Below are 22,290 nucleotides of genomic sequence, written 5' to 3'. Positions count from 1 at the left end.
TGGGTCCGTCGGTGTTAGTTAAATCGTGTGCATAAAAAAACCGGCCTCTCGGCCGGTTTTTTATTTTTGCAGCGCGCCTCAGTCGTCGAGGTAACGCTCAGCATCCAGTGCAGCCATGCAACCCGCGCCGGCCGAGGTGATGGCCTGGCGGTACACGTGGTCTGCCACGTCACCGGCCGCGAAGATGCCTTCAACGCTGGTGGCAGTGGCGTTGCCTTCACGGCCGCCCTGCACGATCAGATAACCGTCTTTCAATTCCAGTTGGCCTTCGAACAGCGACGTGTTCGGCGTGTGGCCAATGGCGATGAACACGCCGTCGACTTTCAGCTCGTCGAAGCTGCCGTCGTTGTTTTTCAGGCGGGCACCGGTCACACCCATGTTGTCGCCCAGGACTTCGTCCAGGGTGGCATTGAGCTTGAGAATGATCTTGCCTTCAGCCACACGGGCGTGGAGCTTGTCGATCAGGATCTTCTCGGCGCGGAAGGTCTCGCGGCGGTGAACCAGGGTCACGGTGCTGGCGATGTTGGCCAGGTACAGTGCTTCTTCCACGGCGGTGTTGCCGCCACCGACCACGGCGACCGGTTTGTTGCGGTAGAAGAAACCGTCGCAGGTCGCGCAGGCGGAAACGCCCTTGCCCATGAACGCTTCTTCCGACGGCAGGCCCAGGTAACGGGCGCTGGCGCCGGTGGCGATGATCAGCGCGTCACAGGTGTACACGCCGCTGTCGCCGGTCAGGCTGTAAGGCTTTTTCGAGAAATCGACTTTATTGATGTGGTCAAAGACGATCTCGGTTTCAAAGCGCTCGGCGTGTTCTTTCATGCGCTCCATCAGCACCGGGCCGGTCAGGCCGTGCACGTCGCCTGGCCAGTTATCGACTTCGGTGGTGGTGGTCAACTGACCGCCCGCCTGCATGCCGGTGATCAGCAGCGGCTTGAGGTTGGCCCGGGCAGCGTAGACGGCAGCGCTGTAACCGGCAGGGCCGGAACCGAGAATAATCACTCGCGAATGACGGGTATCAGACATGACTCACTCCTATCGACCACCCGGACAACAAGGCGGCTGGAATAAAAAAGGACCGCGAAGCACTTGGGGAAGGCTTGAACTCGCACGTCCTGAAAAATAATGGGTGCAGCGTATAGAGGGGGGCAAGATTAAGGAAATACGGAATAACAATCCAGCTCATAGGCGGTCTCTATGCAGTCGAGCCGGTTGATCGACGCGTTTGTTACCGCTGATGTCGCCGCTTTCGCCCAGGTTACAAAGCCGGTAAGGTCGGCGCGTTCGTCCCCTTGCTCGGAGTTGTCCATGCCCGCCCCCGCTCTTTCCGGCCCGCAATACCTGCGTGAAGGCCTCAAACTGGTGCTCAGCCCTAGCTTGCGCCTGTTTGTCTTGCTGCCGCTGGCGATCAATCTGGTGCTGTTCGTCGGCTTGATCTATTTCGCCGGCCATCAGTTCAGCCTGTGGGTCGATCACTTGATGCCGACGCTGCCAAGCTGGCTGAGCTTCCTCAACTACCTGCTATGGCCGCTGTTTGTCGTGTTGGTGGTGCTGATGGTGTTTTTCACCTTCACCATGCTGGCCAATATCATCGCCGCACCGTTCAACGGTTTCCTCTCGGAGAAAGTCGAAGTGGTGGTGCGCGGCACCGATGACTTTCCGGCGTTCAGCTGGAGCGAACTGATCGCGATGGTGCCACGCACCTTGGCGCGGGAAATGCGCAAGCTGGGCTACTTCCTGCCACGGGCCATCGGCCTGTTTATCCTGTCGTTCATTCCGGTGGTCAACCTGATCGCCGCGCCGCTGTGGCTGCTGTTCGGCGTGTGGATGATGGCGATCCAGTACATCGACTACCCGGCGGATAACCACAAGCTGGGCTGGAACGAAATGCTCGCCTGGCTGCGCCAGAAGCGCTGGCAGAGCATGAGCTTTGGCGGGATTGTCTACCTGGTGCTGCTGGTGCCGGTGGTCAACCTGCTGATGATGCCGGCGGCGGTGGCCGGAGCCACGTTGTTCTGGGTGCGCGAGCAAGGTGCCGAAGCGATGGCCAAGTCATAAATCCATCATCCCAATGACACAATGACGACACGGCCCACGGCGACACTGTGGGTCATGACGACAGCCTCGCTTCACATCACCCTGATTACCGAAACCTTCCCGCCTGAAATCAACGGGGTGGCCAATACCCTTGGCCGCCTGTGCGACGGTTTGCGCGCGCGCGGCCATCAAGTCGAACTGGTGCGCCCGCGCCAGGGCAGCGACCAGAGCCGCACCAGCGATGACGAATTGCTCTTGTGCCGTGGCTGGCCATTGCCCGGCTATCCGGGCTTGCAGTGGGGCCAGTCGTCGATGCACAAGCTGCTGCGCCGTTGGACCCGCCAACGCCCGGACGTGCTGTACATCGCCACGGAAGGGCCGTTGGGCCTATCCGCCTTGCGCGCGGCACGGCGCCTGGGCATCAGCGTAGTCAGCGGCTTTCACACCAACTTCCAGCAATACTCCAACCAATACGGCTTGAGCATGCTGAGCCGAATGGTCACTCACTACCTGCGCTGGTTTCACAACCGCTCGACCTTGACCCTGGTGCCGAGTGCCAGCCAACGCCTGGAGTTGGAACGCCGGCACTTCGAGCGTTTGGGGATGCTGTCGCGTGGGGTGGACAGCCAGTTATTCCACCCGGCCAAACGCGATAACGCACTGCGTGAGAGCTGGGGCTTGGGCAATGATGATATTGCCGTGCTGCATGTAGGGCGTCTGGCCCAGGAAAAGAACCTCGGCGTGCTCAAGCGCTGCTTCGACTCCCTGCGCAGCACTTATCCACAGCGTCGACTGAAATTGATCATCGTCGGCGATGGGCCGCAACGCGCGATGCTGGAACGTGACCTGCCCGACGCCGCGTTCTGCGGCACCCAGCGCGGCGAAGAACTGGCGCGGCACTATGCATCGGGCGATCTGTTCCTGTTTCCCAGCCTCACCGAAACCTTCGGCAATGTGGTGCTGGAAGCCATGGCCTCGGGGTTGGGTGTGGTGGCGTATGACCAGGCGGCCGCGACCCAGCATATTCGCCATGGCTATAACGGCGTGTCGGCGATGCCGGGCGATGAGGAGGCGTTTTGCGATGCGGCCAACTGGCTGCTGGAGGAACAAGAAAATTTACGCAGGGCGCGCCTGAATGCCCGCCAACACGCCAGCCGCCAGGGCTGGCCGGCGATCATCGAGCAGTTTGAACGCCAGCTGCGTGGGGTGTGCGAGGACGGGCACCCGGTGCCCGCCCTGTCGCCGCTTACACCAGGGTCGTCAGCGCCTCACGACTGAATGGCAGGATGTCGCTCTCGCGACCTTCACGCACCTTCACCGCCCAATCCGGGTCAACCAGCAGGGCACGGCCCACGGCGACCAGGTCGAACTCGTCGTTGTTCAGACGTTCCAGCAGTTTTTCCAGGCTGGCCGGTTGCGCGACCTTGTCGGTGTTGACCATAAACTGCAGGAACTCGCCATCCAGGCCGACGCTGCCCACGGTGATGGTCGGCTTGCCAGTGAGCTGGCGCGTCCAACCGGCCAGGTTGAGGTCGGAACCTTCGAATTCCGGCTCCCAGAAACGGCGGGTGGAGCAGTGGAAAATATCTACGCCGGCGTCAGACAGCGGCTTGAGGAACTCACCCAGCGCCTCGGGGGTTTGCACCAGGCGTGCGGTGTAGTCCTGCTGTTTCCACTGGGAGAAACGGAAAATGATCGGGAAGCCCGGGCCTACGGCGGCGCGGGTGGCCTGGATCAGCTCGATGGCAAAACGCGAGCGGTTGGCCAGGCTGCCACCGTATTCGTCGGTGCGCTGGTTGCTGCCTTCCCAGAAGAACTGGTCCACCAGGTAGCCATGGGCACCGTGGATCTCTACGCCGTCCATGCCGATGCCTTTGGCATCCTTGGCGGCCTGGGCGAAGGCGTTGATCACGTCCTTGATGTCTTGGTGAGTCATGCCGTGGACGACTACGTTACCGTCCTTGAGTTTCTCCATCGGGCCGTAGGCCGGCACACTGGCGTCCGGCTCGGTGCCGATGCGGCGCACGCTGCCTACGTGCCACAGTTGCGGGACGATCTTGCCGCCTTCGGCGTGCACGGCGTCGACCACTTTCTTCCAGCCGGCCAAAGCCGCTTCACCGTAGAAATGCGGGACGTTGGGGTAGCCATTGGAGGCCTGATGGCCGACCACGGTGCCTTCGGTGATGATCAGGCCCACCCCGGCGGCGGCGCGGCGGCGGTAGTACTCGATGACTTTGGAATTGGGCACGCCGCCGGGCGAGAACGATCGGGTCATCGGCGCCATGACCACACGGGTGGACAGTTGCAGAGCACCGAGCTGGAAGGGTTTGAACAGGGCTTGGACAGGCATGGGTGTACTCCACGTAAGGCGGGTTTATGACGTGGATAATATGGGGCGCATGCAGGGCTGAACAGCACTATTGATCTGAGTGATTAAAGGGTAAAAGCGAGGGTGGACGCTTACCTGTGGCGAGGGAGCTTGCTCCCGCTGGGCTGCGTAGCGGCCCCAAAATCTTGGGAGCGCTGCGCACTCCAGCGGGAGCAAGCTCCCTCGCCACAGGTCGGGCCGAGTTAACTCAAGGCTTTTTCGATGGCCTGGACAATCGTGGGATCGTCCGGTGCCGTGCGTGGAGAGAAGCGCGCCAGCACGCGCCCATCCTTGCCCAGCAGGAATTTTTCGAAGTTCCAGGTGATATCCCCTGGAAACTCGGCGCCCTCGCCCGCCAGCAGCCGGTACAGCTGGTGACGATCCGGCCCGTTGACGTCGAGCTTGCTGCCCAACGGGAACGTCACGCCGTAGTTGAGGCTGCAGAACTCGCGGATTTCCTCTTCGCTGCCCGGCTCCTGGCCCGCAAACTGATTGCACGGCAGGCCAAGTACGGTGAAGCCCTGGTCCTTGTATTGCTGGTAGAGGTTTTCCAGCGCCGCGTATTGCGGGGTCAAGCCACACTTGGAGGCCACGTTGACCACCAGCACCACCTGGCCCTTGAAGGGCGCCAGTGGCAGCTCTTGTCCGTCCAAAGCTTTGAGTTTCAGGTCGTGGAAAGCACTCATGACGAACTCCAGATATCCCATGTTCTTAGCAAAGCGGCTCGTCGAGATTACAACCCGCAAGCCTGCAATCATAGACGCCGATTACAAAACCCGCCTGTGGACTACTGAGCGGTCGGCCACGGCAAAATCGGAATCGCGGTCACGGCGTTCTGCGGGCTGCCTTCGATCAGGCGGTCGCTGTACACCAGGTAAACCAGGGTGTTGCGCTTCTTGTCGAGGAAGCGCACCACCTGCATGGTCTTGAATACCAGCGAGGTGCGTTCCTTGAACACTTCGTCGCCATCCTTGAGCTCGCCCTTGAAGCGGATCGGGCCGACCTGACGGCAGGCGATCGAGGCTTCGGCGCGGTCTTCGGCCAGGCCCAGGCCGCCTTTGACGCCGCCGGTCTTGGCGCGCGACAGGTAGCAAGTCACGCCGTCGACCTTGGGGTCGTCAAAGGCTTCGACGACGATCCGGTCGTTGGGGCCGACGAATTTGAACACGGTCGACACCTGGCCGATTTCTTCGGCCGAGGCCAGCAGCGGCATGGCCAACAGCAGGCCGAGCAATCCCTTCATCACGCGCATCGTGTATTCCTTACGTTTAAACCAGGATCAGGTTGTCGCGGTGCACCAGTTCCGGTTCCGCCATATAACCCAACAGACTCACAATCGCGTCAGACGACTGCCCAATGATTTTCTGCGCTTCCAAGGCGCTGTAGTTGGCCAGGCCACGGGCGATCTCACGACCGTCGGGCGCGACACACACCACCATCTCGCCACGGCGGAAGCTGCCTTGCACCAACTTGACGCCCACCGGCAGCAAGCTCTTGTTGCCTTGGGACAACGCCGATACAGCACCCTCGTCCAGCACCAGGGTGCCACGGGTTTGCAGGTGCCCCGCCAGCCACTGCTTGCGCGCCGCCAGCATGCCGCGTTCCGGCGACAACAGCGTGCCGATGCGCTCGCCGGCCTTGAGCCGGTCCAGCACGCGCTCGATGCGCCCGCCGACGATGATGGTGTGGGCGCCGGAACGTGCGGCCAGGCGCGCAGCGCGCAGCTTGGTCTGCATGCCACCACGGCCCAGGGCACCGCCGACGCTGCCGGCCACGGCGTCCAGTGCCGGGTCATCGGCACGCGCTTCGTAGATAAGCTGAGCGTCGGGGTTGTTGCGCGGGTCGGCGTCGAACATGCCGTCGCGGTCGGTGAGGATCACCAACAGGTCAGCTTCCACCAGGTTGGCCACCAGGGCGGCCAGGGTGTCGTTGTCGCCGAAGCGGATTTCGTCGGTGACCACGGTGTCGTTTTCATTGATCACCGGGATGACTTTCAGCTCCACCAGCGCGCGCAACGTGCTGCGGGCGTTGAGGTAGCGCTTACGGTCGGACAGGTCGTCGTGGGTCAGCAGAATCTGCGCCGTGTGGCGGCCGTGCTCGGCAAAGCTGGATTCCCAGGCTTGCACCAGGCCCATCTGGCCGATGGCGGCGGCGGCTTGCAGTTCGTGCATCGCGCTGGGTCGCGCGGTCCAGCCGAGGCGGCTCATCCCGGCGGCAACGGCCCCGGACGACACCAACACCAACTCGACGCCAGCCTCATGCAAGGCCACCATCTGCTCGACCCAGACGCTCATGGCTGCACGATCCAGCCCCTTGCCATCCGCCGTCAGCAACGCACTTCCGATCTTTACGACCCAGCGCTGCGCACCTGTCACTTTGCTCCGCATCATCTTCAACCTTAGATTGAGGGCTGCGCGACCCAGCGCGGCCCATAACGTTAAACCCGGATACTAAAACGCCGCTCTATAAGGAGCGGCGTTCAAGTTTATCGCAACGGATCAGTCGCGCACGTAAATGATTTCCGGACCGTCTTCATCATCCACGTCTTCTTCGTCCCAATCGTCGTCGCCGATGTCATGGACCGACTTCACGCCGCTACGGCGCAGGGCGCGCTGGTCATCCAGGGCCTGCAACTGGGCGCGAGCTTCGTCTTCGATCTGCTGATCGAGTTCGGCCAGCTCAGCCTTGAACACAGGGTCGGCCGCCAGGCGGTCGGCGCGGTCTTCGAGGTAGCGCATGATGTCGCGGGTCAGGCGCTCGGTGCCTTCTTTGGCGATGGCGGAGATCACGTAGACCGGACCTTCCCATTCCAGGCGATCGACGATTTCCTTGACGCGCTCTTCGTGCTCTTCTTCGAGGATCTGGTCGCACTTGTTCAGGACCAACCAGCGATCACGCTCGGCCAGGGCCGGGCTGAACTTGGTCAGCTCGCTGACGATCACTTCGGCGGCGTCCGGTGCGCTGGTGTCATCCAGCGGCGCCATGTCCACGAGGTGCAGCAGCAAACGGGTGCGGGACAAGTGCTTGAGGAAGCGAATGCCCAGGCCGGCGCCGTCGGAAGCACCTTCGATCAGGCCGGGAATGTCGGCGACCACGAAACTTTTCCAGCGGTCAACGCTGACCACGCCCAGGTTTGGCACCAGGGTGGTGAACGGGTAGTCGGCAACTTTCGGCTTGGCGGCCGAGACAGAGCGGATGAAGGTACTTTTACCGGCGTTTGGCAAGCCCAGCAGGCCAACGTCAGCCAGTACTTTCATTTCCAGCTTGAGGTCACGCTGCTCGCCCGGCTTGCCTGGCGTGGTCTGGCGTGGCGCACGGTTGGTACTGGACTTGAATCGGGTGTTACCCAGACCGTGCCAGCCGCCCTGCACAACCATCAGTTTCTGGCCGGCCTTGGTCAGGTCGCCAATCACTTCCTGGGTGGCCGAGTCGATGATGGTGGTGCCGACCGGTACACGCAGTACCAGGTCTTCGCCTTTTTTACCGGTGCAGTCGGTGCTGCCGCCGTTGGAGCCACGCTCGGCATCGAAGTGCCGGGTGTAACGGTAGTCGACCAGGGTGTTGAGGTTTTCGTCGGCCATCATGTAGATGGAACCGCCGTCACCGCCGTCACCGCCGTTTGGGCCACCGTTTTCGATGAACTTTTCGCGACGGAAACTCATGCAACCGTTACCGCCGTCGCCTGCTTTTACTCGGATGGAAACTTCATCAACGAACTTCATAACAAAACGCCTCTCGCCGCACGGACGAGCTTAAGAAACCAAGACATAAGACTCTTGCAAAAATGAGCGCAGCGACCTCAATCAGCGACCGCATATCCAGCGCTTGAGCCCATTACAAACAGCTTTGCAAGAGACTCACTCCACAAACGAAAAAGCCCCGTCGCAAGACAGGGCTTTTCCAGCGATCTCGCAATTAAGCTGCGACAACGCTCACGTAACGGCGGTTGAACGCGCCTTTTACTTCAAACTTGATCACGCCTTCGATTTTCGCGAAGAGGGTGTGATCTTTACCCATGCCTACACCGTAACCGGCGTGGAATTGGGTGCCGCGCTGACGCACGATGATGTTGCCCGGAATGATTTTCTGGCCGCCATACATCTTGACGCCAAGGCGTTTGGCTTCTGAATCGCGACCGTTACGGGTACTACCACCAGCTTTTTTGTGTGCCATGAGTCAATTCTCCTAGTGAGGAATTAGGCTGAAATTAAGCCTGAATACCGGTGATTTTGATCTCGGTGTACCACTGGCGGTGGCCCATACGCTTCATGTGGTGCTTACGACGACGGAACTTGATGATGCGGACTTTATCGTGACGACCTTGGGAGATCACTTCAGCCACAACGGTAGCGCCAGCAACAACTGGAGCGCCGATGTTCACGTCATCGCCATTGGCGACCAACAGAACGCGATCAAAAGTAACGGATTCGCCGGTAGCGATTTCCAGTTTTTCGATCTTCAGGTATTCACCTGGGGCGACCTTGTATTGCTTGCCACCAGTAACAATTACTGCGTACGACATGGTATTTCTCCGATAATCCTGCTCACCCAGCTCTTTATAAGAAGAGGTATTGGCTGGCATGGCTGCATGGGATGGACGTCCCGAATGCAATTGCGTAAGGCAGGTGCTGCCCAGGAAGTTCAGGGTGCGCGATTGTACGCAAGGTAAATGGCTGTTGCAAGTGGCCGCCCATCGCGCCTTGACACCCGGGGGTGAGGGTCCTAGCATGCCGCGCAACCCTTCTGGAGCGACTGTCGCTGATGCAACCCCAAGCCTTCTACCGCGCGGTCGCGGACGATTTTAGCGCCGTCGATGGCATCATCAAGAAGCAGCTGACTTCTAAAGTGCCGCTGGTCTCCAAAATTGGCGACTACATTACGTCGGCCGGCGGCAAACGTCTGCGTCCTTTATTAGTGTTGCTGTGTGGCAAGGCCCTGGGCCGCGAAGGCGATGACCTGCGCCTGTTGGCTGCTACCATCGAATTCCTGCACACCGCCACCCTGCTGCATGACGACGTGGTCGACATGTCCGGCATGCGCCGTGGCCGCGAGACCGCCAACGCCATGTGGGGCAACGCCCCGAGCGTATTGGTCGGCGACTTCCTGTATTCGCGCTCGTTCGAAATGATGGTCGAGCTGGGCTCGATGCCGGTGATGAAGATTCTTTCACAGGCCACGCGCATCATCGCCGAAGGCGAGGTATTGCAGCTGTCCAAGGTGCGCGACGCCAGCACCACCGAAGAAACCTACATGGAAGTGATTCGCGGCAAGACCGCGATGCTCTTCGAAGCCTCCACCCACAGCGCCGCCGCGCTGTGTGGCGCGACCGCCGAACAGGCCGAAGCCCTGCGCACCTTTGGCGACCACCTGGGCGTGGCGTTCCAATTGGTCGACGACCTGCTCGACTACCGTGGCGACGCCGAAACCCTGGGCAAGAACGTCGGTGACGACCTGGCCGAAGGCAAGCCGACCTTGCCGCTGATCTACACCATGCGCGAAGGCACGCCGGAACAGGCTGCCCTGGTGCGCAAGGCGATCCAGAAAGGCGGGATCGAAGACCTGGAAAGCATCCGCGAAGCCGTGGAAGCCTCAGGCTCCCTCGATTACACCGCGCAGTTGGCGCGTGACTATGTCGCTCGTGCAATCAAATGCCTGGAAGCCCTTCCAGCCAGCGAATACCGGGATGCCCTGGTTGAGCTGAGTGAGTTTGCAGTAGCCCGTACCCACTGATTCAGCATTGATTTATGTGGGAGCTGGCTTGCCTGCGATAGCTTTAGTGAATTCACTACCGATATCGCAGGCAAGCCAGCTCCCACATTAGACCGAGTCAAGCCGCCCCTCCCGCCCGTAAAACCCTATATAATGTGCGACTTTTAGCCATCCCTGACTCTCAAGGAGCTTTAGTGAGCACGTTGCCACCCTGCCCGAAATGCAATTCCGAATACACCTACGAAGACGGCGCCCAGCTGATCTGCCCGGAATGCGCCCACGAATGGTCCGCCAATGGCGAAGCCGAAGCAGCCGGCGATGAAACCGTGAAGAAAGACTCGGTGGGCAACGTCCTGCAAGACGGCGACACCATCACCGTGATCAAGGACCTCAAGGTCAAGGGCACGTCCCTGGTGGTCAAGGTCGGCACCAAGGTCAAGAACATCCGCCTGTGCGACGGCGACCACGATATCGATTGCAAGATCGACGGTATCGGCCCGATGAAACTCAAGTCCGAGTTCGTCCGCAAGGTCTGAATAGGCTACATCCATCCCGCGCCCGCCGCGGGATGGCGTTTCGCCCTCCCGTTTGACCCCGCGCAATATCCACACAGAAAAAACCACAAACCGCCAATAGGCACTTGCTATTCTACGAATAAGAATTATTCTCATTGAAACTTATCAAGGAGAACCACCATGACTTATTTGATAGATGCCTGGCTCGACCGCCCACACCCTTACCTGCGGATCCTGCATCGGGAAACCGGGGAAGTCTGTGCGGTGCTGGAAGAAGAAGCGCTCAACGAGCTACAAGACCAGGGCGACCTGGACGTGAATGGCTTGAGTTCAAGTGAACCAGGAGTACTGAAGGAGGTGGTGCGCAATCTGTTTCTGTTCTGCTATGCCCGAGCGTTGCGCCCGGCCACGGAGTTGCATGGCAAGTTCCATCCATGAGCATCCACGCAAAACCTGTGGGGCTGGGCTTTATGTGGAGCGGGCTTGCTCGCGAAGGCGGTGGGTCAGTCAACTCACTTGTAACTGACACTCCGCTTTCGCGAGCAAGCCCGCTCCCACACAAGCCCAGCTCCCACATACAGCGGGGAAGCAGGTCTTACAGAACGTCGAGCAGCTCGACGTCGAACACCAGAACGCTGTGCGGCGGGATGCTGCCAACGCCTTGAGCGCCGTAAGCCAGTTCGCTCGGCACGTACAGGCGCCATTTGCTGCCGGCATTCATCAGTTGCAGGGCTTCGGTCCAGCCAGCGATCACGCCGCCAACCGGGAATTCTGCAGGCTGGCCACGCTCGTAGGAGCTGTCGAACACAGTGCCGTCGATCAGGGTGCCGTGGTAGTGAGTGCGCACTTGATCTTCACGGGTTGGCTTGGCGCCATCACCGGCAGTCAGCACTTCAAATTGCAGGCCCGAAGCCAAGGTGGTGATGCCATCACGCTTGGCGTTTTCAGCCAGGAAAGCCAGGCCTTCGCCAGCAGCCGCTTCTGCCTTGGCAGCCGCTTCGGCTTGCATGATTTCACGGATAACCTTGAAGCTGGCAGCCATTTGCTCTTGGTCAACACGGCTTGGCTTACCGGCGAAAGCGTCGGTCAGGCCAGCCAGGATCGCGTCCAGGCTCACGCCAGGCGGCGGGTTGTCGCGCAGTTGGTCGCCCAGTTGACGGCCGATGCCGTAGCTGACGCGGGTTTCGTCGGTGGACAGATTAACTTCGGACATGAAGGTGCTCCGCTGTAGGACGACACACAAAAAGCCGCACGAAGGCCGCGCTTTCCCTGTCGTCCAGAACTAAAAGGGCCAGCAGACTAGCACACAACACCCGGCCTTGATGAGCGCCCCGGCATACCTATCTACAGCCGGACATCCGCCACGACTCCCCATGCTAAGGATTCCATTCATCACACTGGGGCCGTGCCAATGAGTACGCCGAACTACCCTCACGCCACACCCACCCTGCAACAGATCCACAGCCATCTGCTGGAAATCGCCCCAACGCTGCGTCCCCATAGCCAGCGCCCAGCGCCATTGCCAGATGAGCGACAGGCACTGGACACCCTCAACGCCACCCTCAAGCGCGTCAACCAAACCTATACGAGCCAGGCGCAGGCTTTGTACCAAGGGCTGGACCTGACCAACGCCAGCGTGCGGGGGCAGCTGAAGACCAACCTGAACACACGCCTGCAACACCTGGACGAAACCAGCACCGTCGACGGCCAGAGCCGTCGGACCTACATGACCTCCCCTGCCGGCATCAGGGCGCTGGAGCTGGAGGCCCGACTCAATGTCAACGACGCGCTGCTGTCCCCAAAGGACCAACTGATGCTTGAGGACTGCTCTCGCGGGCCGACGCTCCGGCCCGGCATGTACGCCTTGGCCTTTGACTATCAGCACCACACCGTCGAGTTCGCCGGCGCGTTCGTGCTGACACGTCACGCCAGCCCGGCCGTTGACAGCCTGGACAGCAATGCCGCGGTGGGCCCGGTGCTATTGTTCACGCCTTCTCGCGGGCTGGAGGCCTTTGACTCCCTGCAAGACCTCGACCAGGGCCTGCAAAAAATCATGGCCCAGCTGGCCGGGTATGCAGAGTTCAGTCGCCACTTGCCGGTGGCGTATCAGCACCTCGACGTCGCCAGCATCTGGCCTTTGGCCCTATATCCCATCACTGGCCAACCCCTCTTCGAATACGCTTACCAAGCCCTGCTCGACAAGCGTGAGCAGGACATCACTCACGCCCTGAGCCTGGCCGAAGACGGCCAGCTCAACGCCGAAAAGCTCAAGCAACACTTCGACCAGGCCATCCAGGCCGCACTGCCGGACTTGACCCTTCGCCTGGACTTTCGCGCTCAACGCTTGCTGGAGCGCGATCTGTTCAACACCCTGCCCAACTGGTACCGCAGCGCCAACAAAGCCCAACGCGAAGCACTCGACCAGCATTTGCGCGGCTACAACCAGGCGCGCCAGGCATTCATTGAACTGTTCGGCCCGGCCGCAACCCCCCAAGCCCTGGCCCGTCATCAATGGGCCGAGCAACTCGCCGATGAGCTGGACATCCACGACCTTGACCCAGACCAGTTGTGCATCACGACTCGCCGCACGGTGCTTCAGGTTGGCACCTACGAGCACAAGCGTTCGCTGGTGGAACTGGCCCTGCGCGGCCTGCACCCCGAGGACAGTACGCCCGGCTCGGCCTTCCTCGAACACAGCAGCCTGAGCTACGCCGGCGCGCCGCTCGGCGACGCCCATGCCGACCTCACCGTACAAAACCTGCTCAGCCTGCTGCACGACCTGCAACCGCGCCTGGACTTCGCCAACACCCTGCAAGCCGCCCTGGGTCTCCCCCCCATCAAACTGGCTGCGCGCAGTTTTTTCGATCAACGGCTAGTCGCCATGGCCCACCTCGCCACGCTGCAAGGCCACCTGAACCCTGCGGACTTCCAACTGTTCGAAGACCTGCGGGAACGCCCACGCTCACAGCTGTGCGCCCAGACCGTGCTGCTACACGGTGCGCAGCTCAACGACCTGTGGCTTCTGCGCGAAGATGACGCCGACGGCCAGGTCAAACGGCTGTTGCTGTGCACCCCCGACGCACCCCACAGCCAACAGTTCTTTGCGTTCAGCAGCCTGCGCGAATGCCAGAGCCATATCATCGGCTGGACGGACAGCAAGGCCCGGATCAAAGGTCGCGCCATGACTGACTACTTGCTGGAACAAGTCCCTCTGCGCTTTCAGACGAAGATGCGCGACTTCCTACAGCGCATCACATTGCACCCCGACGCCGCCGAACATCTGGAGGTGACCTTCGGCAAACCCTGCAGCCACACCGACTGCCTGGACGCGATGGCAGCGCATCGGTTGGCAGTGCAGCTCGATGACTATCAATTCAGCTCACCGCCCTGGTATCGCGCCGCCTCGGCGGCCGATCGCATGCGCCTGGTGAGCCTCGCGGACAACGCTGCGGGCGCGTTGCGTACCTACAACGCCAGGCCCGATGCCGAGGCGAATTTCCCAACGTTCGAAAGCTACCTGCATGAACAAGCCAAGCTCAGCCTCAACAAGTTGTTGGGCCGAGGGCAGAACGATGTCGACCCGGACAGCGTGTTTGCCTACTCACCCAAACCCTTGCTCGGCCGACCGCCGGCCCCGGTGTCCTACACCACCCTTTACCGAGACGGCTATGCCGACGGTATCGGTTTCCTCGACGAAAAATTCTCAACCTCCGCGACCTTTCGCGGCCCGCCCGGCATAGACCTGAGCTCACTCACCGCGCAAATCGTCGCACGCTCCGTCACCGGGGTATGGATCGGCCAACGTTATATCGATGAGGTGCGTCGGCGCCTGCAGAACAGCGACAGCCCAGGCTACAACGAACGGCGCAACGCGGTGCTGGCCATCCAGCAACTGCAAATGAAAACCGCCGCACTGGAATCGCGTCTGCAAGGGCATATCGCCAGTACTGATCTGACTTGGCTTGAACGCGCCATCGACAGCCTGTCCGACACCGACAACCACACCCGCAACAGCTACAAGGTCCACCGATTGTCCATCGACGGCGATTGGGTGATCGGCAACTACCTGTTCAGCCATGACGATCACCCCGTGCTGCTCTATACCCCTGACTCGCCGGACGGCATCGGCTTTCGCGAAGCCAGGCTGTTCAATTACCTGTTGAAACATATCGAGGGCATGCCTGCCTACTGGTGCGCGCGGGTACCGTTGCCGTCAGTGGCACGGGTCGGGCTGTTCCTGAAAACCGCCAGCCAGGGTTTGCCGCACGATATCAACCGCTCCACCCCAAGCCCTGCGCGGCATGACGGCACCCAGCACATCTCGCCACTCACCGATCTGCGCCATGAGTTCTACAACATGAGCCTGCAGCGCAAGATCGACGATGTGCAGGCCACCACGATCAATCGCACACAGATGATTACTGGCATCCTCTGGACCTGCATCGAGTGGGTGACCGCCGTGGCGACGATGCCATTCCCCGTGCTCAGCCTGACCCTTGGCGGGTTGCTGGCATTCAAGGACGCCATGCTCGCCCTGAATGCCTATCACCAAAACGACAAGGGTAGCGCCCTGGAACATTACATTGGCTTCCTGGCCAACTTCGGTGGCGCACTGTTGTTTGATGCGCGCCCAGCCCTGAAAGGTGCCTTCAAGTCTCTGCGCCCGGTGATGCGCTCAGGCCCACAAGCTTCGGACAACGTCTTGATCAGGCAGTTGGACGCGCTTACGCCCGAAGGGATGCAGCCGGTGATGTTCGAAGGGCGATCACTGTGGGCACCGCAACAAGCGGACAACCTGGGCCGCTATTTGCTGTACCGCCATGACCCGCTTACCGGGCAACTGCACTCAACCGCACGATTGGTCAGCCGCAATATCGACGGGCAGTGGACGCGCTTCAACGTCGCCGGCGGCGGGCGTAAGAGATATGAAAAACTGTTGGCCGACGAGAGCAGCCCACTGGAAGCCTTTGACGTAACACCTAACGAGGCCAAGACATTCCGCGCCCTGCTCGACCCGGAGTTCAAGCAGAGGCTGCAAAGTATGGAGCCTGGCTTTGGTGACGCCGCCCAAAAAAATGCGTTCATCGAAGCCGCGCCCCTGCGCACGGCTTATTTCAAACAAGTCGAATTATTGACCCAACGCACCAACGCCTTCTTCCAGACGCTGCCCACCCCGCCACCGAAAGCCCCGCTGCCCGCACTCGCGCCCGATGCGGCGCACAGCGACATCCTCAAGGCCCTGTTCAGTCGTGACAAACGCTTGATTATCGGCGCCGCCGACAACGCCATTGCCAGCAAGCAGCTGTTGATCGAGCAACTGCCCGGCCTGGTCGAACAAGGACTCCAGCGCGTGTATATCGAGAACTTGCCCCGCGACCTGTTCCATCGCAAGTTGAAAGTCCTCAACAACCAGCTGGGGGGTAACAAGGCCCACGCGTTGAAGCAGATTGAACGGCATCTGGCACAGGTGGATGAAGCCCTGGGGTTCTCAGCAGATGCACCGTTCACCTATCGCAAACTGCTGCTGGAAACCCAGCGACTGAACATCGCCATCGACGGCCTTGACGGTTCCGCGTCGTACCATATGGAACACGTATTGGCCTTGGGCGATGGCCCGCGGTTTATCCCGCGCAGCAGCAAGTTGCGCAACTTCTATTCCTACTCGACCATTGAGCAAAACCTTAAAAACAACCCAGGTGAAGGCTGGCTGGCATTGGTGGACTCATCGCGCCTGGGCACCGATGAACAGGCCGCTGGCCTTGCGGACCTGCACAATGCTCCTGCTCTGCGCGTTGAAGGGGTCCAGCCCGGTCAACCCCTGGGCATCAGGCCTGACGCCACCACCAGCACGCAATCGCGAGGCGACTACGTCTTATCGATGCCAAGCCCCCGCCCAACGTCGCATATCCCCGGCACATCAGCGAGCCCGCCGACCGCAGCAACGCATTACGCGGAGTTCGATTTGCCCCAGGCTATTCGACGCGATATCGATCTGATCAGACAAGGCCGCTATGGTCTCGACACAAACTACAACCACGGCAACCCGCAGCACGCCGCTGCGCAAAACACCTTCGACCAAACCCGCCGGCGGCTGCTGGCTAAGGCGAAGACTTTTTTCAGTGACTTTTCCATACCGCCCCGCAACCCTGTGGCGAACCTGGCCACGGCAAACAGTGAAGCAGTATTTTTTGAAAGGTTGTATGAACAGAAACTCGGCCTGGTGATCGGTGAAGCGCACATCGCACAGTCAAGCAAACGGCTGTTGATCGACTCGATGAAGCAACTGAAAAAGCAGGGGGTCAAAACCCTTTATATAGAGCACCTGCTCACTGATTTGCATCAGGAGGCCTTAGGCACGTATCAACGGACCCTGAAGATGCCGTCCACCCTTGAGCACTATCTGACTAGCCTGGACAGCGGCCAGATGCCACGTTACAGCGGCCCAAACACCTTCACCAACATCATCAAGGCCGCCAACAAACACGGGCTTCGCATACGTGCGCTGGACTGCACAGCCAGCTACCACGTCAAAGGGATCAATCGCCTGGAGGCACGCACCGAAATGTTCAGCTACTTCGCCAATGAAGTCATCAAGGCTGACCAACTCGCCGAGGGCCCGCACAAATGGGTCGCCTTCGTAGGCAGCAGCCATACCGATATGTATTTGGGTGTACCGGGCCTCGCCCAGTTGCAGGATGCTGTCAGTCTGCACGTCCGCGACACTGCTCCAGAACTGGCAAGACCGCTGCACAGTGGCGGCTGGCAGGCGATTGACGAAGGCCGCGGCGTGGCCTTGCATTGCGACTTCAGGATCGAAAAAGCCGTTGCCGAAGTCTCCATCCCGCGCCCCGTGCCGCGGCCTGATCGCTCCAGGCTTACGGAGCCTGGGCAGTTTTTCATCGAGCGCCCAAGTGCGAATGAGGTCAACCTGGTGCACTTTTCGCGCAGCAATGAAATCCTCACCACGCCCATACAAATCGACGAAAAAGGCCAGTTTTTCATTGAGCGCTGGGAGGCACTCAAGCCCCTGCGCTTCTATTACCTGTCCCAACTGGTCGAGGTCCTTAGAGGACGTCCTCCCACCGGGATGGGGCTCAGACAAGTGACCTGATAAAGCCCCAGGCATCCTGCCCGTTCATCGGGCAGCGTGCGTGTTTGGGCCAACGGCGCAAAAAGCTATTTCAGATTCACGTCTCGCCGCCGATACCCACCTACATACTTTGGCTGGCTCAAACAACAATACCTTCCAGCAAACAGATATCACCTTTGCGGAGCATTCGATGAATAGCTGGTTCGGCAACATTAGCGTCAACCTCAAACTGGGCCTGGGCTTCGGCCTGGTGCTGGTCCTCACCTCGATCCTGGCCCTCACCGGCTGGACCAGCCTGAGCGGTCTGATTGACCGCAGCAACTGGATGAGCGATATCACCCAGCTCAACGCCTCGCTGACCAAGCTGCGCATCGTGCGCCTGCAATACATGCTGGCCAACGGCGACGAAGCCGTGGCCCAGAACGTACAGACCAACCTGGATGCCTTCGCCGCCCAGCAACAGAAATTGCTGGACAGCTTCAAGAGCCCGGAAAACCTCAAGCTGCTCAACGACCAGAAAGCCGTCATCACCGCCTACCAGCAGTCGTTGAATAAAATGCGCGAGGCCTACCGTAACGGTAACGCCGCCCGCCAGGTCATGGGTGACAAGGCCGACATCGCCAACGCGCAGATCAATGCCCTGGACACCAGCGTGCAGCAGATGGCCGACAGCCCGGAGCGTTTCACTCAGTTCCAAGCCGTGACCCAGGCCAAGGAAGATTTCCAACTGGCCCGCTACGAAGTGCGCGGCTACACCAATAACGTCAACGTCGACACCGAAGCCCGTGCCGCCGCCCAAATCGAAAAAGCCATTGGCGGTTTGAAAAAACTCAGCGCTGTCTTTGGCGCCGACCAACAAACCGCACTGGCCTCGCTGGAGACCGCTCTCGGCGCCTACCGCACCGCGGTACAAAGCTACAAGGCCGCCAACGCCAACATCGTCAGCGCCCGTGCCGAAATGACCACCCAAGGCGCTGATATCGTCACCATCAGCGACAAGCTCTACGATATCCAACTGGACCGCCGCGACGCCGAAAGCGCCCAGGCCCGCAGCCTGCAATTGGTCAGCACCTTGCTGGCCCTGCTGGTGGGCATCATTGCCGCGCTGGTCATCACCCGCCAGATCACCCGCCCGTTGCAGGAAACCATGGCAGTGGTCGAGCGCATCGCTTCCGGCGATTTGAGCCACAACATCCAGGTCACCCGCCGTGATGAACTGGGCGTGCTGCAACAAGGCATCCAGCGCATGGGCACGACCCTGCGCGAGCTGATCAGCGGTATCCGTGACGGCGTGACGCAAATCGCCAGCGCCGCCGAAGAATTGTCAGCCGTGACCGAGCAGACCAGCGCCGGCGTGAACAGCCAGAAGATCGAAACCGATCAAGTCGCCACCGCCATGCACGAGATGACCGCCACCGTGCAGGAAGTCGCGCGCAACGCCGAACAGGCCTCCCAAGCCGCGTCCGACGCCGACGGCCAAGCCCGCGAAGGCGACAAGGTGGTGGCCGAAGCCATCGCCCAGATCGAACGCCTGGCCGCCGAAGTGGCACGCTCCACCGACGCTATGGCGCACCTGCAACAAGAGAGCAACAAGATCGGCAGCGTGATGGACGTGATCAAGGCCGTGGCCGAGCAGACCAACCTGTTGGCGCTCAACGCGGCGATCGAAGCCGCACGTGCCGGTGAAGCCGGTCGCGGCTTTGCCGTGGTCGCCGACGAAGTGCGTGGCCTGGCCCAGCGCACACAAAAATCCACCGAAGAAATCGAAGGCCTGGTCGCCGGTCTGCAGAACGGCACCCAGCAAGTGGCCACGGTGATGAACAACAGCCGCAGCCTGACCGACAGCAGTGTCGAACTGACGCGCAAGGCTGGCGTGTCCCTGGAAAATATCACCCGCACGGTGTCGAATATCCAGTCGATGAACCAGCAGATCGCCGCCGCCGCCGAGCAGCAGAGTGCCGTGGCTGAAGAGATCAGCCGCAGTATCGTGAATGTGCGGGATGTGTCGGAGCAGACGGCGACGGCGAGTGATGAGACGGCCAAATCGAGTGTTGAATTGGCGCGTTTGGGCAGCCAGTTGCAGCAGATGGTCAGCCACTTCCGGGTGTAAGCAACATCATTGTGGCGAGGGAGCTTGCTCCCGCTGGGTCGCGCAGCGGCCCCAACAATATTGGGAGCGCTTCTCACTCCAGCGGGAGCAAGCTCCCTCGCCACAGGCAAACTTAGACATACTCGGCCCTCCGTGAGTTGGGCCTTACCTCCAGCGCACTTACCGGAACACGTGAGCCTTCGGAAGCAGGTCATCGCTTCCAGTGAGGTGGCCAGGCTTTGGTTCCTCCCGCATGAATCCGGCACGGATTACTAGCCCGTGGCGTTCGGTCCATAATTCCGCGCGCATACCCAGCCACCTGCAAAACGACATACTTTGAACGAGGGGAATACTAACCAACATCCTGAACGAAGGTGTGACAGAGAACGATAAAACGGCGGCACAGACCAGCTGATTTATTGCAAATTTTTGCCGTCAACTTTCAGTAAAAAAATGATGCAGGCAAAGATATAAACCGATGGTCGTCAAGCCTTGCGAAATGCGATAACCGGAATTAGTATCCCACTACAGGTCATCGCTTCCAGTGAGATCGCAAGCCCAGCCACTAACTGGGATTGCAAAAAAACCGCCCTACTAAGGCGGTTTTTTATTGCCCGCGATTTACCCTTCACCTTCCTCAACAAACACCAGCCGATTCCCAAACGGGTCCTTGATGCTCATCTCCCGCGAGCCCCAAGGCGTCTCTTCAACCTCAGGCTTGGCATAACGGTAATCCTTGCCCGCCAACTGCTGCTGGTAACCGTCCACCCCTTGCGCCTGAATTCGCACCGCCGCCCCCGGCGATGCGTCGCCGTGATGCTCGGACAAATGCAGCACGCACTCACCCAACGACACCTGCAAGTACAACGGGAAATTCGCCTCGAAGCGATGCTGCCAGTCCACCTTGAACCCCAGGAAATCGACGTAAAACTCCAGCGCCTTGGCCTCATCGAAAATCCGCAAAATGGGGGTGACTTTTCCTAAGTGCATGGCGACCGCTCCGTGTATGAAAAGCGACCACTATAGAGACGAAAACCCCTTACGCAAATCCCCGCTACGCGCCAGGAACCGACCCGGCCGTTGGCCATTGGCCTGCCCGTCGCTGTAGCTCAACACGCCGTTGACCCACACCCCATCAATCCCTTCTGCCGCAAGCTGCGGCGCCTTGAAGTCGGCCACGTCACGCACACGCAGCGGGTCGAATAACACCAGGTCAGCCCAATGCCCTTGGCGAATCTCACCCCGCTCGGCCAAGCCGAAGCGCGCCGCCGACAACCCGGTCATCTTGTGCACCGCCGTGTGCAGCGGGAACAACCCCACATCCCGGCTGAAATGCCCCAACACCCGTGGAAACGCGCCCCACAAGCGCGGATGGGGAAACGGGTCTTCCGGCAACCCGTCCGACCCCACCATCGACAGCGGATGCGCGAGGATACGTCGCACATCCGCCTCATCCATCCCGTAGTACACCGCCCCCGCCGGTTGCAGGCGACGCGCCGCGTCCATCAGCGAAACGTCCCACTCGGCGGCGATGTCCTGCAAATCGCACCCGCCCAGTTCAGGGTGCGGTGTTGACCAGGTGATGGTGATACGAAACGCATCGGTGACCTGCTTGAGATCCAGGGTCGAGGAACTGGCCGCATAGGGATAACAATCACACCCCACCGGGTGGGTTTTCGCCGCCGATTCCAACGCCGCCAACAGCTGTGGACTACGCCCCCAGTTACCCGCGCCGGCACACTTTAGGTGGGAAATGATCACCGGCACCTTGGCGTGCCGGCCGATCAGGAACGCTTCGTCCATGGCCTCCAGCACCGGTTCGAATTCACTGCGCAAATGGGTGGTGTACACCGCACCAAACGCCGTCAGTTCTTCAGTGAGTTGCAGCACCTCATCGGTCTCGGCATTGAAGGCGCTGGCGTAGGCCAGCCCTGTGGATAACCCGAGGGCGCCGGCTTCGAGGCTCTCTTGCAGCTGCACGCGCATGGCGGCGATTTCATCCGGCGTGGCCGTGCGGTGCAGGTCGTCCATGTGGTTGCTGCGCAGCGCCGTATGGCCGATCAGTGCGGCGACGTTGACCGCCGGATGGGCGTTTTCGACTGCTGCCCGATAGTCGCTGAAACGCGGATAAACAAACGCCTCACGCTTGCCGAGCAAGTTCATCGGGTCCGGCGGATCACTGCGCAAGCTCACCGGCGAGGCGCTGATACCGCAGTTACCGACAATCACCGTGGTCACGCCCTGGCTCAGCTTGGGCAGCATCTGCGGCTGGCGGATTACCACCGTGTCATCGTGGGTGTGCACGTCGATAAAACCCGGTGCCAACACACGGCCGTTGGCATCGACCTCATGCTCGGCCGTCGCTGCCGACAGGTCACCAATCGCCGCGATGCGCCCCGCACGCAGCCCCACATCGGCGAGGTAGCCGGGGGTGTTGCTGCCATCAATGATCAGCGCCTGGCGAATCAACGTGTCGTACTTCATT

At 60.6% G+C, this 22,290-nt stretch carries 19 protein-coding genes and 1 pseudogene; 8 read left to right on the top strand and 12 right to left on the bottom strand.

Going from position 1 to position 22,290, the window contains the following annotated elements:
- Positions 1-78 precede the first annotated feature (78 nt).
- Complete coding sequence (gene trxB, locus ACU688_RS25365) at positions 79-1,023, bottom strand: thioredoxin-disulfide reductase (RefSeq protein WP_448186840.1); 945 nt, start codon at positions 1,021-1,023, stop codon at positions 79-81.
- A gap of 128 nt (positions 1,024-1,151) precedes the next feature.
- Positions 1,152-1,307, bottom strand: coding sequence for a hypothetical protein (locus tag ACU688_RS25360; protein ID WP_448186839.1), 156 nt, complete (start codon positions 1,305-1,307; stop codon positions 1,152-1,154).
- On the opposite strand from ACU688_RS25360, the gene cysZ reads away from it, so the two are divergent.
- Together cysZ and ACU688_RS25350 are read left to right on the top strand one after the other, a co-directional pair.
- Entirely contained in the window at positions 1,306-2,055 is a 750-nt protein-coding gene (gene cysZ, locus ACU688_RS25355) for a sulfate transporter CysZ (RefSeq protein WP_448186838.1), read from the top strand. The genes ACU688_RS25360 and cysZ overlap by 2 nt on opposite strands.
- A 54-nt stretch (positions 2,056-2,109) precedes the next feature.
- Positions 2,110-3,312 carry a glycosyltransferase family 4 protein gene (locus tag ACU688_RS25350; RefSeq protein ID WP_448186837.1) on the top strand — a complete coding sequence of 401 codons (1,203 nt, stop codon included), beginning with the start codon at positions 2,110-2,112 and terminating at the stop codon, positions 3,310-3,312.
- Here the strand turns inward: ACU688_RS25350 and ACU688_RS25345 are convergent.
- From ACU688_RS25345 to rplU, 7 genes are all read right to left on the bottom strand, one after another.
- Positions 3,281-4,384 (bottom strand): NADH:flavin oxidoreductase, encoded by a 1,104-nt coding sequence (locus tag ACU688_RS25345; RefSeq protein WP_448186836.1) that lies wholly within the window; start codon positions 4,382-4,384, stop codon positions 3,281-3,283. The two genes, ACU688_RS25350 and ACU688_RS25345, sit on opposite strands and share 32 nt — an antisense overlap.
- A gap of 221 nt (positions 4,385-4,605) precedes the next feature.
- Positions 4,606-5,088, bottom strand: a complete 483-nt coding sequence (locus tag ACU688_RS25340) for a glutathione peroxidase (protein WP_017735027.1) — start codon at positions 5,086-5,088, stop codon at positions 4,606-4,608.
- A 101-nt stretch (positions 5,089-5,189) separates the two neighbouring features.
- Positions 5,190-5,654, bottom strand: coding sequence for a CreA family protein (locus tag ACU688_RS25335; RefSeq protein ID WP_015885841.1), 465 nt, complete (start codon positions 5,652-5,654; stop codon positions 5,190-5,192).
- A gap of 16 nt (positions 5,655-5,670) precedes the next feature.
- Positions 5,671-6,789 (bottom strand): glutamate 5-kinase, encoded by a 1,119-nt coding sequence (proB, locus tag ACU688_RS25330; protein WP_207041818.1) that lies wholly within the window; start codon positions 6,787-6,789, stop codon positions 5,671-5,673.
- Between the two features lie 111 nt (positions 6,790-6,900).
- Positions 6,901-8,124 (bottom strand): Obg family GTPase CgtA, encoded by a 1,224-nt coding sequence (cgtA, locus tag ACU688_RS25325; RefSeq protein ID WP_017735024.1) that lies wholly within the window; start codon positions 8,122-8,124, stop codon positions 6,901-6,903.
- Positions 8,125-8,317: 193 nt separating this feature from the next.
- Positions 8,318-8,575, bottom strand: a complete 258-nt coding sequence (rpmA, locus tag ACU688_RS25320) for a 50S ribosomal protein L27 (protein ID WP_003176049.1) — start codon at positions 8,573-8,575, stop codon at positions 8,318-8,320.
- Positions 8,576-8,609: 34 nt separating this feature from the next.
- Entirely contained in the window at positions 8,610-8,924 is a 315-nt protein-coding gene (gene rplU / locus ACU688_RS25315; RefSeq protein ID WP_003176051.1) for a 50S ribosomal protein L21, read from the bottom strand.
- Positions 8,925-9,163: 239 nt separating this feature from the next.
- Here rplU and ACU688_RS25310 point away from each other — a divergent pair, with 239 nt between their 5' ends.
- The 3 genes from ACU688_RS25310 to ACU688_RS25300 all read left to right on the top strand — a co-directional run bounded on the left by ACU688_RS25310 (position 9,164) and on the right by ACU688_RS25300 (position 11,064).
- Positions 9,164-10,132: a polyprenyl synthetase family protein gene (locus ACU688_RS25310; protein WP_017735023.1), complete on the top strand. Its 969-nt coding sequence runs from the start codon at positions 9,164-9,166 to the stop codon at positions 10,130-10,132.
- Positions 10,133-10,305: 173 nt separating this feature from the next.
- The gene (locus ACU688_RS25305; RefSeq protein WP_017254008.1) at positions 10,306-10,647 is read left to right on the top strand and encodes a zinc ribbon domain-containing protein YjdM; all 342 of its coding nucleotides are present in this window, start codon (positions 10,306-10,308) and stop codon (positions 10,645-10,647) included.
- A gap of 159 nt (positions 10,648-10,806) precedes the next feature.
- Positions 10,807-11,064 (top strand): PA4570 family protein, encoded by a 258-nt coding sequence (locus ACU688_RS25300; RefSeq protein WP_017735021.1) that lies wholly within the window; start codon positions 10,807-10,809, stop codon positions 11,062-11,064.
- A 157-nt stretch (positions 11,065-11,221) separates the two neighbouring features.
- On the opposite strand, the gene bamJ is transcribed toward ACU688_RS25300, so the two are convergent.
- Complete coding sequence (gene bamJ, locus ACU688_RS25295) at positions 11,222-11,839, bottom strand: BamJ family beta-barrel-assembly machinery protein (protein ID WP_017477811.1); 618 nt, start codon at positions 11,837-11,839, stop codon at positions 11,222-11,224.
- A gap of 198 nt (positions 11,840-12,037) precedes the next feature.
- On the opposite strand from bamJ, the gene ACU688_RS25290 reads away from it, so the two are divergent.
- From ACU688_RS25290 to ACU688_RS25280, 3 genes and pseudogenes are all read left to right on the top strand, one after another.
- Positions 12,038-17,737, top strand: a complete 5,700-nt coding sequence (locus ACU688_RS25290) for a membrane-targeted effector domain-containing toxin (RefSeq protein WP_448186835.1) — start codon at positions 12,038-12,040, stop codon at positions 17,735-17,737.
- A gap of 169 nt (positions 17,738-17,906) precedes the next feature.
- Positions 17,907-18,971: pseudogene (locus ACU688_RS25285) on the top strand (methyl-accepting chemotaxis protein); the annotation flags it as partial.
- Positions 18,963-19,826: a methyl-accepting chemotaxis protein gene (locus ACU688_RS25280; RefSeq protein WP_448186921.1), complete on the top strand. Its 864-nt coding sequence runs from the start codon at positions 18,963-18,965 to the stop codon at positions 19,824-19,826. The pseudogene ACU688_RS25285 and the gene ACU688_RS25280, both read left to right, overlap by 9 nt.
- Positions 19,827-20,426: 600 nt before the next feature.
- Here ACU688_RS25280 and ACU688_RS25275 read toward each other — a convergent pair.
- On the bottom strand, positions 20,427-20,795 hold the full coding sequence (locus tag ACU688_RS25275) for a glyoxalase superfamily protein (protein WP_448186834.1): 369 nt from the start codon (positions 20,793-20,795) through the stop codon (positions 20,427-20,429).
- Between the two features lie 30 nt (positions 20,796-20,825).
- Positions 20,826-22,289 (bottom strand): N-acyl-D-amino-acid deacylase family protein, encoded by a 1,464-nt coding sequence (locus ACU688_RS25270; RefSeq protein ID WP_448186833.1) that lies wholly within the window; start codon positions 22,287-22,289, stop codon positions 20,826-20,828.
- Between the last annotated feature and the right edge of the window lies 1 nt (position 22,290).

The organism is Pseudomonas acericola (SeqCode), from assembly GCF_053456465.1.
Note: the sequence above shows the minus strand (reverse complement) of the source record. Positions and strands in the feature narration are given on the sequence as shown.